11 protein-coding genes are annotated in these 14698 nt (G+C 60.8%); 10 read left to right on the top strand and 1 reads right to left on the bottom strand.

Annotation, left to right across the window (positions count from 1 at the left end):
- From rplQ to DW178_RS03730, 5 genes are all read left to right on the top strand, one after another.
- Positions 1 to 489: a 50S ribosomal protein L17 gene (gene rplQ, locus DW178_RS03750; RefSeq protein WP_042436918.1), complete on the top strand. Its 489-nt coding sequence runs from the start codon at positions 1 to 3 to the stop codon at positions 487 to 489.
- Positions 490 to 631: 142 nt separating this feature from the next.
- Positions 632 to 1378: an energy-coupling factor transporter transmembrane component T family protein gene (locus DW178_RS03745; RefSeq protein ID WP_118349779.1), complete on the top strand. Its 747-nt coding sequence runs from the start codon at positions 632 to 634 to the stop codon at positions 1376 to 1378.
- Positions 1379 to 1644: 266 nt separating this feature from the next.
- Positions 1645 to 2937 carry a phosphopyruvate hydratase gene (gene eno, locus DW178_RS03740; protein WP_042436916.1) on the top strand — a complete coding sequence of 431 codons (1293 nt, stop codon included), beginning with the start codon at positions 1645 to 1647 and terminating at the stop codon, positions 2935 to 2937.
- Between the two features lie 313 nt (positions 2938 to 3250).
- Positions 3251 to 5824 carry a leucine--tRNA ligase gene (gene leuS, locus DW178_RS03735; RefSeq protein WP_118349759.1) on the top strand — a complete coding sequence of 858 codons (2574 nt, stop codon included), beginning with the start codon at positions 3251 to 3253 and terminating at the stop codon, positions 5822 to 5824.
- A gap of 188 nt (positions 5825 to 6012) precedes the next feature.
- Complete coding sequence (locus DW178_RS03730) at positions 6013 to 6648, top strand: SanA/YdcF family protein (RefSeq protein ID WP_286168497.1); 636 nt, start codon at positions 6013 to 6015, stop codon at positions 6646 to 6648.
- Positions 6649 to 6693: 45 nt separating this feature from the next.
- Here the strand turns inward: DW178_RS03730 and DW178_RS03720 are convergent, their stop codons facing one another.
- Positions 6694 to 8331 (bottom strand): helix-turn-helix transcriptional regulator, encoded by a 1638-nt coding sequence (locus DW178_RS03720; protein WP_353653288.1) that lies wholly within the window; start codon positions 8329 to 8331, stop codon positions 6694 to 6696.
- A 530-nt stretch (positions 8332 to 8861) separates the two neighbouring features.
- On the opposite strand from DW178_RS03720, the gene DW178_RS03715 reads away from it, so the two are divergent.
- The 5 genes from DW178_RS03715 (at position 8862) to DW178_RS03695 (ending at position 14629) form a co-directional block, all read left to right on the top strand.
- Positions 8862 to 11339, top strand: a complete 2478-nt coding sequence (locus DW178_RS03715) for a molybdopterin-dependent oxidoreductase (protein ID WP_118349757.1) — start codon at positions 8862 to 8864, stop codon at positions 11337 to 11339.
- 14 nt (positions 11340 to 11353) lie between these two features.
- Entirely contained in the window at positions 11354 to 11977 is a 624-nt protein-coding gene (locus tag DW178_RS03710; protein ID WP_118349756.1) for a DMSO/selenate family reductase complex B subunit, read from the top strand.
- A 1-nt stretch (position 11978) separates the two neighbouring features.
- Positions 11979 to 12836: a dimethyl sulfoxide reductase anchor subunit family protein gene (locus DW178_RS03705; protein WP_118349755.1), complete on the top strand. Its 858-nt coding sequence runs from the start codon at positions 11979 to 11981 to the stop codon at positions 12834 to 12836.
- Positions 12837 to 12931: 95 nt separating this feature from the next.
- Complete coding sequence (gene dmsD / locus DW178_RS03700) at positions 12932 to 13603, top strand: Tat proofreading chaperone DmsD (RefSeq protein WP_118349754.1); 672 nt, start codon at positions 12932 to 12934, stop codon at positions 13601 to 13603.
- A gap of 108 nt (positions 13604 to 13711) precedes the next feature.
- On the top strand, positions 13712 to 14629 hold the full coding sequence (locus tag DW178_RS03695) for a dimethyl sulfoxide reductase anchor subunit family protein (protein ID WP_118349778.1): 918 nt from the start codon (positions 13712 to 13714) through the stop codon (positions 14627 to 14629).
- The last annotated feature ends 69 nt before the right edge of the window (positions 14630 to 14698 follow it).

The following is a 14698-nucleotide window of genomic DNA, read 5'->3' as shown; positions in this document are numbered from 1 at the left end:
ATGAGGCATAACTACAAGGGCCGCAAGCTGGGCACCGACTTTGCCCATACCAAGGCCATGAAGCGTAGTCTGGTGCAGGCGCTGTTCCTCAACGACCGCATCAAGACCATCGAGTCCCGCGCTAAGGAAATCCGCCCCGATGTCGACAAGATCATCACCTGGGCAAAGAAGGGCGACCTGCATAGCCGTCGTCTGGCCATCGCCGCGCTGGGCAACGACAAGGAACTGGTCCGCGAGATCTTCGAGAAGGTCGAGCAGGGCATGTTCGCCGATCGTCAGGGTGGCTACACCCGCATCATGAAGCTTGGCAACCGCAAGGGCGACAACGCTCCCATGGTCATCATGGAGCTCGTCACCGAGCCGGTGGCTAAGAAGGCTGAGAAGCCGGCTGCCAAGAAGGCTGCTCCGAAGAAGGTCGAGGCTGTTGAGGAGCCCAAGGCCGAGGAAGCTGCTGAGGCTGTCGAGGCTGCTGAGGAGAAGGCTGAATAAGCTTTTCGCCCCACATGCTATTTTGAAAGGACCCTTCGGGGTCCTTTCTTTTTGGGGCGATTTGCTTGTGGCATGCGTTTGGCTTCATCTTCGACATGCTTTGCAACCTAAGCATTCTTGAATGCTGCGCTATACTTCACGCATGCAATTACGAATTAACACGTATATCGACGGCGATTCCTTTGTTCACACCTGCGATGCTCGCGTAAAGGTGCTGTTGCTGTGCGCATATACTGCAACCGTTTTCTGGGTTGAAATGTGGGCCGGGCAGTTCTTGCTCGTGCTCCTGTGCCTGGTGCTTACTCTATCGGCCCGTGTCCCGCTTGGCCGTATGCTGGCCATGGGAATTCCCGTGTACATGATGGCGGCTCTCACCGTCTTGTTCGCGTCAATCAACGGCCAGGTGGGTTTTGCGTTGGGCTGCTTCTACGGCGTTCGGATGATCTTGCTTGTCCTTGGAAGCTTCATCGTGGTGCTCACCACCACGTCGACGGCGCTTACCGATGCGCTGCGGTCGTTCGTGTCCCCGTTGCGGGCCCTGCATGTGCCCGCAGATGACATCGCCATGGTGTTCAGCATGGCTATCCGCTTCATCCCCTTGATGGCTCAAGAGCTCTGCGCGATCCACGATGCTCAATTCTCGCGCGGCGCCTCGTTTCGCCGCGGCGGTCTGTGGCAACGCGTGTCGGCTTGGCCACCTGTGTTCATCCCGTTGTTTGTGGGCATGTTTCGAAGAGCCGATAAGCTGTCGGTTGCCATGGACGCCCGCTGCTATGGCATTCGGGGTGGCAGGCGAACCTCGCTGCGCGAATACCGTATGACACCCGCTTCGGTAGCCGCCCTAGCAGTCGGTCTAGGCCTTCTTGCTGTCATAGCGCTTTTGCTCTAGTCGTAGCGACGCTTCTCCAGCCGCCGCCTTTGCGCACAGACACGAATTCGGCCACGCTAAAGGCCGCTGCCTTCGCACGTTATGCATATTCGGCCATGGGGAGCGTGGCGCCATCGCTGGTCTCTAGCGATTGCCTCCGCGCACAGATGCATTTCGCCGTCCGCCTGCTGGTTCGCACATGTCGGGGCGGGCATGGTATCATTTGCCCGTATGGCCTGGTGCAAGGCGCCGGGCGCAAAAGGAAACATCCTACGAGGAGGCATTCAATGAGCGTCATCATCGATGTGTTCGGGCGTGAAATCCTGGACTCTCGCGGCAACCCCACGGTCGAGGTGGAAGTTGTGCTGGAGGATGGTTCCTTCGGTCGTGCGGCTGTTCCCTCCGGCGCGTCCACGGGCGCGTTCGAGGCCGTTGAGCTGCGCGACTGTGACAAGGAGCGTTATCTGGGCAAGGGCACGCTGGATGCCGTTGGCCATGTGAATGACGAGATCGCCGACGCGCTCGTCGGCTTCGAGGCCGACGATCAGCGCGCCATCGACGACGTTATGCTGGAGCTGGACGGCACGGACAACAAGGGCGCTCTGGGCGCTAACGCCATCCTGGGCGTGTCCCTGGCCTGCGCCAAGGCCGCTGCCGAGTCCGCCGGTCTTCCGCTATACAAGTATGTTGGCGGTGTGAACGGCCATATCCTGCCCACGCCTATGATGAACATCCTCAACGGCGGCGTGCATGCCGACAACAACGTCGACTTCCAGGAGTTCATGATCATGCCGGTGGGCGCTGAGTCGTTCGCCGAGGCGCTGCGCTGGTGCGCCGAGATCTACCACACCCTGAAGAAGGTCCTGCACGAGGCCGGTCTGGGCGGTGGCGTCGGCGACGAGGGCGGCTTCGCTCCGAACTTCACCACCAACGAAGAGCCGCTGCAGTACATCGTGAAGGCTTGCGAGGCGGCTGGCTACAAGCCCGGCGACGACATCATGTTCGCCATGGACCCGGCTTCCACCGAGTTCTATAACGCCGAAACCGGCAAGTACGAGCTGAAGGGCGAGGGTCGCGAGCTGACCAGCGCCGAGATGGTGGACTACTGGGCCGCGCTGGTCGAGAAGTATCCGATTATCTCCATCGAGGACGGCATGGCCGAGGAGGACTGGGACGGCTGGAAGCAGCTGACCGACCGCATCGGCGACAAGGTGCAGCTGGTGGGCGACGACCTGTTCGTCACGAACTCCAAGCGTCTGGCGAAGGGCATCGAGCTTGGTTGCGCGAACGCCATCCTCATCAAGGTCAACCAGATCGGCAGCCTGTCCGAGACGCTGGATGCCATCGAGATGGCCAAGCAGGCAGGTTACGCATGCGTGATGAGCCACCGTTCCGGCGAGACCGAGGACACCACCATCGCCGATCTTTCCGTGGCATTGAACACCGGCCAGATCAAGACCGGTGCTCCGTGCCGTAGCGACCGCGTTGCCAAGTACAACCAGCTGCTGCGCATCGAGGAGGAGCTTGACTCCCAGGCCCAGTACGCCGGCAAGAACGCTTTCTACAACATCAAGCGTTAACCGGGGCATCGCCGGTTCAGCATTGGCAAACACCATAGAGCATGCAAGCCGCTCAGGCGCGTCGTCCCGCTGTGGTTTGTGCGATCAGGGGTAAACCTTGATCGCGCGCTGCAAGCGGGTTCGGGCCGCCTGGGCGGCTTGTTGTTTTCCGGCGTCGGACACGCGATACCGGCGCAAAAACCGGATGAGGTTTCCCCAGGAGCCCGTTCGGCTTTCCTTGCCTGGGATGTTGCCGCTTTTTCCCCTCGTGAAAACGCGGGGCTGCTACAATGAACCCTATGTGTATTACCGCGTCAGCCAAGGAAGATGGACGATGAAACAGTACAACCCTCACGAGATCGAACCTCGTTGGCAGAAGGCTTGGGAAGATGCCGACCTGTACAAGGTCACGGAAGATCACGCCAAGCCCAAGAAGTACGTGCTCGAGATGTTCCCGTACCCGTCGGGCGACATCCACATGGGGCATGTGCGTAATTACACGATCGGCGACGTCATCGCCCGCTACTCCAAGATGCGCGGCTTCGACGTGTTGCATCCCATGGGTTGGGACGCGTTCGGCCTGCCGGCCGAGAACGCGGCCATCAAGCATCATAGCCATCCGGCGAAGTGGACCTACGCCAACATCGAGACCCAGAAGGCCAGCTTCAAGCGCATGGGCCTTTCCTACGATTGGGACCGCACCGTCGTGGCATGCGACCCCGAGTATTACCGCTGGGGTCAGTGGATTTTCCTGCAGTTCTGGAAGCGTGGGCTGGTCGAGCGCCGCAACTCGCCGGTGAACTGGTGCCCGAAGTGCCAAACCGTGCTCGCCAACGAGCAGGTCACCGAGGGCGAGTGCTGGCGTTGCCATAGCGCCGTCGAGAAGCGCGACCTGACGCAGTGGTATCTCAAGATCACAGACTATGCTCAGGAGCTTCTGGACGACCTGGACCAGCTGGACGGCTGGCCGGAGCGCGTCAAGCAGATGCAGGCGAACTGGATCGGCCGTTCCGAGGGCGCTGAAGTGAAGTTCACGCTGTGCGACAAGCAGGGCAATGCGCCCGAGAACCCCACGGAAGACGACCTGGTCACCGTGTTCACCACGCGCGCCGACACCCTGTTCGGCTGCAGCTTCTTCCTGCTTGCCCCCGAAAGCCCCATCCTGAAGGGCCTGGTCGAGGGTACGGAATATGAGGCCGCGGTCATGCAGGTGGTCGAGGACGCGAAGAAGATCACCGCAGTCGAGCGTGCGCAGGGCAACAAGGAGAAGCACGGCGCGTTCACCGGCCGTTATGTGGTGAACCCCATCAACGGCGAGAAGGTGCCCATGTGGGTCGCCGACTACATCGTGGCCGATTACGGCACCGGCGCGGTCATGGCAGTGCCGTGCGGCGATCAGCGCGACTTCGAGTTCGCCAAGAAATACGACCTGCCCATCATCCCCATCATCCTGGGCGATGGCGACCCGCTGTTCGAGCAGCTCAAGGACGAACAGGGTCGCGTGGTCACCAGCGTCGACTGGGAGGGCGCCATGGAGGCCGAGGGCCGACTGGTGCAGTCCGGCAAGTACACCGGCCTCACGGGCGGCAAGCACTCCGAGGGCGAGGAGGCCATCGTCGCCGACCTGGAGGCCATGGGCCGCGGCAAGCGCAAGGTGGAGTTCCGCCTGCGCGACTGGCTGATCTCCCGCCAGCGTTATTGGGGCAACCCCATCCCGATGATCTACTGCGACAAGTGCGGCCTGGTGCCGGTGCCGGAAGAGGACCTGCCGGTACGCCTGCCCGAGGACATCGACCTTTCCGCTGGCGAAACCTTGGCAACGCACGAGGGCTTCGCGAAGTGCACGTGCCCGAAGTGCGGCGGCGAGGCTCGTCGCGAGACCGACACCATGGACACGTTCACGTGCTCGAGCTGGTATTACCTGCGCTATACCGATCCGCACAACACCGAGCTTCCTTTTGACAGCGCGAAAACCAACCGTTGGATGCCGGTCGATCAGTACATCGGCGGCATCGAGCACGCCATCTTGCACCTGCTGTACAGCCGCTTCTTCACGAAGGTGCTGCGCGACTTGGGGATGCTGGACTTCGACGAGCCGTTCAAGAACCTGCTGTGCCAGGGCATGGTGCTCGACGAGCACGGTGACGTCATGAGCAAGTCCAAGGGCAACGTCATCTCCCCCGAGGAGATGATCGCGGGCTACGGCTGCGACGCCGTGCGCGCCTACATCCTGTTCATGGCCCCGCCCGATAAGGAGCTGCAGTGGAACGAGGACGGCTTGGCCGGCATGCACAAGTTCCTCAACCGCGTGTGGCGCATGGTCTACGACCTGATGGGCAAGGCAGATGAGGACACGCTGTATCAGCCGGGCGCGTCCGAGGCCGAGGCTGCAGCGGCTCGCAAGGTGCTGCTGCGCGAGCGTCATCGCGTTGCGGGCAAGGTTGTGGACGATTTCGACCGCAACAACTTCAACACCGCCATCGCCGCCATCATGGAGCTGGTGAACGCCGTCGGCGATTACCTGCGCAAGGTCGGCCCGGAGCAGCGTGCCGCATCCGCTGATGAGCAGGCGTTCGCGACCGAGGTCGCCAACGTGCTGGTTAGGCTGCTGGCTCCCATCTGCCCGCATATGACCGACGAGCTGTGGAATGATGCGCTGGGTTGCGAGGGCTCCATCCATACGCAGGAGTGGCCCGAGTTCGATCCTGAGAAGGCCAAGGCTGACGAGGTTGAGCTTGCCGTGCAGATCAACGGCAAGGTGAAGGCCCGCATCACGGTTGCCGCGGACGCCGATCAGGAGGCCGTGAAGGCAGTGGCGCTCGAGGCCGTGCAGGACGCTGTGGCGGGCAAGGACCTGAAGAAGGTCGTTGTTGTGCCCGGCCGCCTGGTGAACATCGTGGCGAAATAAAACGCTTGCACTGCGCTCAAAACGACCCGGAGGATGCTCCGGGTCGTTTTGTTTTCGGGGTTGGGTTTCGGTGGCGTTGTTGCGCCGTTCCAGCGAAACGCTTGCCGTGGGGTTTTGCCGTTTGCTATTGTCTGTTTCCTATGAGTAGCTCGAAGAAACATAAGGGATGCCTGAGGCGGGTGCTGGATATGGTGCTGGCGGTGGTTGTGGCCGTGGTGGCGGTGTTCGCCATCACGAATGTGGTTACCATTGTGGGCTCGAAAGGGTCTATCGTCACCGCCGAGAAGGCCAGCATCGGAAACGCCGACGCCATCGTGGTGCTTGGGGCATCGGTGCTGCCCGATGGAACGCCCTCCGGCATTCTGGCCGATCGCCTAGACGATGGCATCGCGCTGTATTTCGCCGGCGTGGCGCCGAAGATCATCATGAGCGGCGACAACGGCACCGCCTCCTACAACGAGGTGAAGGCGATGAAGCAATATGCCATCGCGCAAGGCGTGCCCAGCCAGGACGTCTTCTGCGATCACGCGGGTTTCTCCACGTACGAGAGCATGTATCGGGCAAAGTACGTGTTCGGGTGCGAGCGCATTGTGGTGGCCACGCAGACGTATCACCTGTATCGCGCGCTGTGGTCCGCGAAAAGCCTGGGGATGCAAGCTGAGGGCGTTCCCAGCGACTATCACGAGTACCAAAAGCAGCTGCAGTATGATATCCGCGAGATTCCTGCGCGCACCAAGGACTTCTTCAAGGCACTCTTCCGCGTGCCATCAACGTACGTCGGCGAAGCGATCAGCCTTGACCAAAGCGGGGATGTGACGAACTAGAGCAAGACGGCCGCGCATTTTGCGCGGCCGTCGTTCGTTCGGGGGTTAACCTTCAAGGTCTTTCGGATTGAACGTTTCCAGCAGGTCGACCAGCTCTTGTTTCTTGTGGATATCCAGCTTGGCGTAGATGCGCTTGCTGTGGGTTCGGATGGTGTTTTCCGAAACCACCAGCTGCTCGGCGATGCGCGCCACGGTGTTGCCTCGGGCGATAAGCTCCATAACCTCGGTTTCGCGGGCGGACAGGCGGTAATGCTGGCGGACCAGGGCAGCTTGCTTCGATAGGCGGTCCTGGTAGTTGGGTGCATCGGCATCGTGCGCTTGATTTTGTTTTACGGTGCTGGTGGGGGCGGCTCCGTCGTCATGGGGACTCGTGGATTGGCCAGCCGCCGCGCGAGCTTCGCTCTCCGTGCGTGCGATGACGATGGGCTTCGTTTCGAACAGAGAGGGACCTTGCGCGCCGAAGGGGCAAACGCCGGCGCCGGCGCATCCAGCGCTTGCCGCGGAGAGCGCCTCGCTTTCCGATTCGGCGTCATCGAGGTCGGTTTGGCGTTCGTTGATATTGCCGATTTGCAGGGGCGCGCCGGCTACAAGCTCGATATCCTCCGCCTGGCTTGCGGCCAATGCTCGCTTGAAGCCGCCTTGCCCGATGAAGAACATGAGACCGAGCAGATAAACCGCCACCAGCGCGACCGCGGCATCGGGCTGCATGCCGATGACGCGTATCTGTTCGGCGAACGTGCCGGCAAGGAACCCGACATCGTGCAGCGCGTATACGATGCCAGCGAAGAAGCCGTAGATGAACACGGGGTTGATGCCGCGATCGCGCGATGCTTGCGCGCACTGGATCATCATGAGCGCGATTGCCACGCTGTACACCGCATACAGGATGGCGGCCTGCCATCGAGCATAGCCGCCGCTGCAAAACGGAAGCACTAGAAACGAGGTGATGAGCAACGGGAAGGCGACGCGGTAGGCGTTGGTCACGTTCATCCGGACGTTCTTGAACTGCCAGAGCACCAAAACGCCGACGCCTGCAACCAGGCATCCTGTCATGGACAGCAGATTCACAAGGCTGCCGACTCGTGGATCGCCAATGGCAAGCGAGCGCATGACGCCGGTGCAGAATGCGATGGCGCCGACGCATAAGGCGCTGCGCCAATAATCGCGCAGCACGCGGCGATACACCTGCGGGTGCTCGCGCGGAACGTCCTCGAACATGGGTTGCCGCAAGTCGATTTGACGGCTTTTCAGAACGATGGCGAGCGCGAACAGCGGCATGAACACCAGCGGGATAAGGAATGCGGTCACGGCTTGCGGGATGGCGTAAAGCGCGAAGTACAGGAGGGCGCCATAGGCAGTGCCAAGGATCAAATCATGGTTGCCATGGTCCGCGTCGAAGCTGGCGAACAGGCGCTGCCACAGCATGTAGAAGCCGGCCGACCCTAAGCCTAGAAGTGAGCCGCCGGCGATCACCAGCGCTTGAGCGATGCCGTGCAGATATATGGCTCCGATAAGGCAGCACCAGCCAAGCAGGTATGGCGCGCTTGCGAGCATCACCATGAAGCGGCGCGTAGGCCCAGGGAAGTAGTACACTCCGACAGCGCTGGCGAAATAGCACAGCGAGAACACGAGCGATTGCATCAAGAAGAACCAGAACATGACCTCCGGGGTTTGGAAGTTCATGGGCAAAAACGGGAACACGCCGCCCCATACGCCGGCTGCGTTGATGGCAAGGAACAGCGCGTATCCAAGCGATGCGGTGTTCGGCTTAAATGTGCGGGCTATGTTGGAGAAGGATGTACGTGCCACGGAAGTCCTCGTCGTCGGGCGCTGCCGTTCGCTCGTCCGCAGAGGACGACGATGGGCGGTCAAAGCGCTCTTCCCTTGCGCGATTTCGCGGATGCCGCTGCGAAATCGGCTCCTATAAACAGTATAGCGCGCAATAGTGTGCAGGTTGTCACATGCTGGAACGAGTGATAGCTTGTGACCTGGGCAAACGCGAAATTCGCACGTTTTATGTGACATGCTTCGCTGCGGAAGACGATACAGTTCGGCTATCAAAACCGTGTTTCTAGGAGAGCAGGTGCTCTCTGAAGTTTGAAACGTGGTGCATGATTGTGAGCGGTGCGCTGAGGAATCTTAAGAGCTCTGCCGCGTGCAGTTTGAAGGCGAGTATGGAAAGAACGTAAAGGAAGAACACGAAGGGGGAAGCGATGCAAACTATGCCAAGCATGAACCGCCGCACGTTCGTTAAGACGAGTGGAGCGTTGGGCGCATTGGCGGTTTCCGGTGGTGCTGCGGGTGGTGCGCTTTTCAAGGGCTCCGCGCCAGTAGCTCATGCAGAAGCTGCTGACGAAATCCACTGGTCTCAGTGCAACGTGAATTGCGGTGGAAACTGCATCTTCCAGTGGCACTCCAAAGACGGCAAAATCCAGTACATGGAAACCGACAACCTCGGGAGTACGGACCTGCAGGCCCGCGCCTGCCTGAGGGGCCGCGCCATGCGACGCTGGCTGAACAGCCCCGACCGCCTGATGTATCCCATGAAGCGAGTGGGCAAGCGCGGCGAGGGCAAGTTCGAGCGAATCAGCTGGGACGAGGCCATCGATATCATCGTGGAGAAGCTGAAAACGACCATCGACAAATACGGCAACGAGGCAATCTATATCAACTACGCAACGGGAATGTACAGCGCGACGGGTCGCGTGCCTATCCAGCGCCTCCTTTCCCTGCTCGGCGGCTACGTGAACCAGGGTTACGACTACTCCACCCATATGCTTCAAGCGGTCATGCCCTATATGTACGGTAGCGCGAGCAATATCGCCGATCCGAAGACGGGTCTCCACAAAACGTTGGGGAAGAAGGCAACCAAGTTCAGTCCGTACGACAATGTGAACGCAAGCTCCTTCTCCGAGGCCGAGGCGCACTCCGACCTTGTGGTCATGTTCGGCAACAGCCCTGCTGAGACGCGCATGGGCGGCGCGAACGCCGTCTGGGATTATGCTCTCATGCGCGAAGCCGTTCTCGGCCGCGGCGGGAAAATCGTCAACATCGACTTCCGTCTGAACGAATCCTCCTCAGGTCATCCAGACGAGTGGCTCCCCATTCGCCCGGGCACCGACGCTGCTCTCGTTTCGGCCATCGCTTACGAGTGGATCAAGGGCGACAGGATCGACAAGGAATTCCTCGACAAGTACTGCGTCGGCTACGATGACGATACGATGCCCGAGTCCGCAAAGGGTCAGAACAAGTCCTACAAGGACTACATCATGGGGACCGGCTACGACAAAATCGAGAAGACTCCCGAATGGGCGGCGCCGATTACCCAGATTCCGGCAAGCAAGATCCGCGAACTTGCCGACATGATTGCCTCGGCAAAAGCGCCGTTCATCTGCCAGGGATGGGGATCTCAGCGCCATACCAACGGCGAGGACACCACGCGTGCCATCTGCATGCTTCCTATTCTAATCGGGAAAATCGGCCTGCCCGGCACCAACACCGGCCAACGCGAAGCGGAGCCCCCGACATACCTGGTGGGCAAGATCCCCTTCACGAACCCGATCAAGACAACGCTCCCCGTGTACCAGTGGGTCAATGCGGTCGATCATGGCCATAAGATGACTGCGAAGAACGCTGGAATTATGGGCGCTGAAAAACTCGGCAGCGACCTTAAATTCATCTGGAACTACGCGGGGAACTGCCTGACGAACCAGCATGGCGACATCAACTACACCCATGAGATCCTCTCCGATGAGAGCAAGTGCGAGTTCATCTTGGTGTGGGATACCGTCATGACCGACTCCGCGAAGTATGCCGATCTGCTTCTGCCCGACGCGATGCGTTCTGAGCAGATGAACTTGCAGACGCAGGGCTACTCCGAGTATTACACCGCTGTCGTTGTCGGAACCCCGGCCCAAGAGCCGCCGGGAGAGTGCCGCAGCAACTACGATGTGTGCGCCGATATCGCCGACCGCTTCGGGCTCAAGGAGGAGTTCACCGAAGGCCGCACGCACGACGACTGGGTCGAGTACCTGTACAAGAAGGGCGCGAAGGCCGACGACAAGATGCCGAGCTGGGAGCAGATCAAGGAGCAGGGTGTCTACAAGCGCGCTCTCGAGCCGGCGATCGGCCTCAAGAGCTTCCGCGACGACCCGGACGAGAACCCCCTGGCGACGCCGTCAGGCAAGATCGAAATCTACTCGGAAACGCTTGCGGGCCTGAACGATACTTGGGAACTCGCCGAGGATGAAGTCATCAATCCGATTCCGGTCTTTTCTGAAGGCTTCCATGGCTACGGAAGCGTGACCAGCGAGTTCCCGCTTTACTGCTCGGGATTCCACCACAAGAGCCGCACCCATAGCTCGTTCGGTTTCATCGAGGAGCTCGAGAAGGTTGCGCGCCAGCAGCTGTGGATCAATCCCGCCGATGCGGAGCCGCGCAACATCATGGACGGCGACATGCTTGCTGTTAAAAGCCCCGTTGGCGAAATCCGCATCGAGGCGAAGGTCACCCCGCGCATCGTCCCCGGCACTGTCGGCATCCCGCAAGGCGCGTGGCACAAGGCGGACATGTTCGGAGACAAGATCGACACGGGTGGATGCGTGAACACGTTGACTGCCTACAAACCGTCGCCCCTTGCGAAGGGCAACGGAACTGCTCACTCGATGATTGTCCAGGTTTCGAAGGCGTAAGGGGGTAGATGAGAATGACGCAGTACGGATTTTATTTCGACAGCACGCGCTGCACCGGATGCCGCACGTGCGAGATAGCCTGTAAGGATTACAAGGATTTGGGCGTCGATTTCGCATATCGACATGTGTACGACTGCGAAGGCGGCGACTGGCAGATGCAATCTGACGGCACCTACACGCAGGATTGCTTCGTCTACCACGTGTCGCTTGGCTGCCAGCATTGCAACGACCCCGCTTGCGTGAAGGTGTGCCCGACCACTGCGATGCACAAGGATGCGAGCACGGGTCTGGTCTCGGTCGACGAGCACAAGTGCATCGGCTGCGGCTACTGCCACATGGCGTGCCCCTATAACGCTCCGAAGGTCGACCGCGAAAAGGGCCACAGCGTGAAATGCAACGGCTGCGCGGAACGCGTGGCGGAGGGGAAGAACCCCATCTGCGTGGACGCCTGCCCGCTTCGTGCCCTCGACTTCGGCCCTATCGAGGATATTCGCAAGAAGTACGACGGTGTCGACTCCGTGCCTCCTTTGCCCGACGCGAGCTATACCCACCCGAACATTGTCGTGAAAAAATGCCCTGCCGCCGCGCGCGCTAAAAACGTCGCCGGTCTGGTAGCTAATCCCCTGGAGGTGATGTAGCATGATGGCCGAGCTGCCTTTGGCTTTGTTCACCACGCTGGCGCCTATCGGCGCGGGCGCGTTCATCGCGCTGGCTGTGGCTTTCTTCACCACGAAGTTCTCCGATGAGCAGCTGAAGAAGATCGACCGCATGACCACCATCCCGGTCGTCGTGTTGGTGGCAGGCTTCATCTGCGCGTTCTTCCACCTGGCTAGCCCCATGCATGCGTTCGGCGTGCTCGCCGGTCTGGGCGCGAGCCCGCTGTCCAACGAGCTGCTCGCCGGCGTCGTGCTCGCCGTGCTGGCTATCGTGTACTGGATCGTGGCGCTCGCCGGCAAGCTTGGCGAGGGCGCTCGCAAGGGCTTTGCCGCCGTGGTGGCCGTGATGGCTGTTGTGTTCGCGTGCTTCACGGGCGCTGCCTACATGATGGAGACCATTGCTTCCTGGAACACCCCGATGGTTCCCGTTGCCGTGCTGGGCTTCAGCCTGCTGGGCGGAGTTTCCCTGGGCGTGCTCGTGCTGGCGCTGTCCGGTGCGCTTGAGGACGCTGCGAAGGGCGGCTTCAAGATGGCTGCGCTGGCGGTGCTGATCATCGGCTTGGTCCTTGGCGTCGCCGGCTTGATGGTGCAGGTCATGAGCGTGTCCGGCATGGGCAATGCGCTGGTCGATGGCGCGGACCTGGTCGCCGCTGCCTCCGCTCCCATGTGGATCGGCGTGGTGTGCATGGTCGTTGCCGCAGTCGCCGCCTTCATGGCTCTGCGCAACTCGAAGTCCACGGCGCTTGCCGCTGCGGCTCCGGTGCTGGCGATCGTGGGTGTGTTCGCCGCCCGCCTGGCGTTCTATGCGGTGCAGTTGAGCGTTGGCCTGTATATCGGCTAATCTCTGAGGGTCGAGGCTTTTTTCGGGGCGTGTCCGGTTTGCCGGCGCGCCCCTTGCCGTATGATGGTTGCCTTAAGCGGTAAGGAGAGGATCGCATGACGGATCTTGATGCTGCGACGTTTGAGGGCGTCGCGTTTCTGGGGAACACGCTGGCCCCGTTTTTCCTGCAGGACCCGCGCACGGGCGATGCCGGCGCCGAGTTTGCGGCAGTTGCCGCGCTTGACGCGCAGGCCGCCGGTGCGGAATGGCCGTTCGTCGGCAAGGAAGAGGCTGCTTGCTGTTTGGCCATGATGGTCGAGGGCTTGGCGCCGAGCTGCGCTGCCGAAGAGAGCGGCGCCTTTGCCGCGGACGATGATCTGACGTGGGAATATCGCCGCTTGTTCATCGGCCCGGGCGCAAAGCCGGCGCCGCCGTGGGGCTCGGTATACACCGATCGCGAGTGCGTGGTGTTCGGTGCGACCACCCTTGAGCTGCGCGCATGGATGCGCGAACATGGCGTTGCGCGAGCCGCTGACGAGAAAACCCCGGAGGACCATATCGGGCTTATGCTCGCCCTTATGGCGTGGCTTGCGCAGAATCAGCCCGCCGACCTGGGCGAGTTCCTGAGCCTTCACTTCCTGACGTGGGTGGGGCATTTCCTGGACGAGCTTGCCGATGCCGCCGAGCATCCTTTCTATGAAGGGCTGGCTCGCTTAACGCGTGCAAGCTTGGACGGCGTTCAGGAGGCGTTGGGGTTGGAGGTCGTCACGCCTCGCTTCTATCGCTAAAATACCAAGGAATCGTTTGGTCCGGCGCGTCGCTGCAAGCTGATGCGCCGGACCATGCAGGTGTTATGCGCGTTTCGCATCGAGCAGTGCTGCAAAGAGGGGGAGCTGATGATTTCCGGGTTCGATACCGCGTTAGGCGAGGTGACGTTGGTGCTGTTCACCACGCTCGCCCCTTCGGGCGCTATCGCCCTTGTTCTGGTTGCGGCGGTGTTGTTGCTTCCGAAGCTCGAATCGACGATGCGGGCGCGCATCAGCACGTTCATGTGCATCCCCCTTGTGGTTACCATGGTGGGGCTTGTCGCGTCGGCCACGCATCTTGGAAACCCGGCCAATGCGCTGTACGTGTTTTTGCACGCCGGGTCCAGCCCTCTTTCGAACGAAGTCGTCAGCGCGGTGGGGTTGTTGGCGTGCAGCGGCCTGTATTGGCTGTACTCGTTTTCGGCCAAGCCCTTTGTATGGCTGCAGCGGCTGCTGCTGACGATGATTGTGGCAACGGGCGTCGCGTTCGTGACGATGGTGTCCCTTGCGTATTCCGTCGACACCATCGTCACTTGGAGCTTGCCTACGGTTCCGATTTCGTTGTGGTTGAATGCCCTGGTGGGAGGGCCTTTGCTGGCTGCGATCACGTTGTATGCCGCCCAACGGCGTGCGCTTGTGGGGCGTTTCGGTTTGCTGCTGATGGCAGTGCCCCTCATTGCGCTTGCGGCGAATATGGTTGTGTATATCGTGCAGGGCAGGCTATTGAGCGGTGTTGCGAATTCGATGGTCGCGGCAGCCGACCTTGTGCCGTATTACCACGCGATGCTGCTGGCGTTCGCGTTGATGTGCTTTGCCGGTTGCGTGCTTGCCGCCTTCACGATGCATGCTGTGTCGAGGGAAGCGGTGGCGCACGGCGGGGGTGAGCTTGCGTTCTCCAAGCGTGTGCTTGCTCGCATGGCTGTAGCGTGTCTGCTGGTATTCGCCGGCATCTTCGTAATGCGTTTCGCGTTCTATATGATGCACTTGACGGTCGGCCTTGCCGTATAGGTCGTATAAGCCCAGGCTGTAAAAACTCCCGCAACCGCAAATGGCGCGGTTGCGGGAGTTTTTACGTTC

It is taken from the genome of Eggerthella sp. AM16-19, from assembly GCF_003474385.1.
Lineage (GTDB): Bacteria > Actinomycetota > Coriobacteriia > Coriobacteriales > Eggerthellaceae > Senegalimassilia.
Note: the sequence above shows the minus strand (reverse complement) of the source record. Positions and strands in the feature narration are given on the sequence as shown.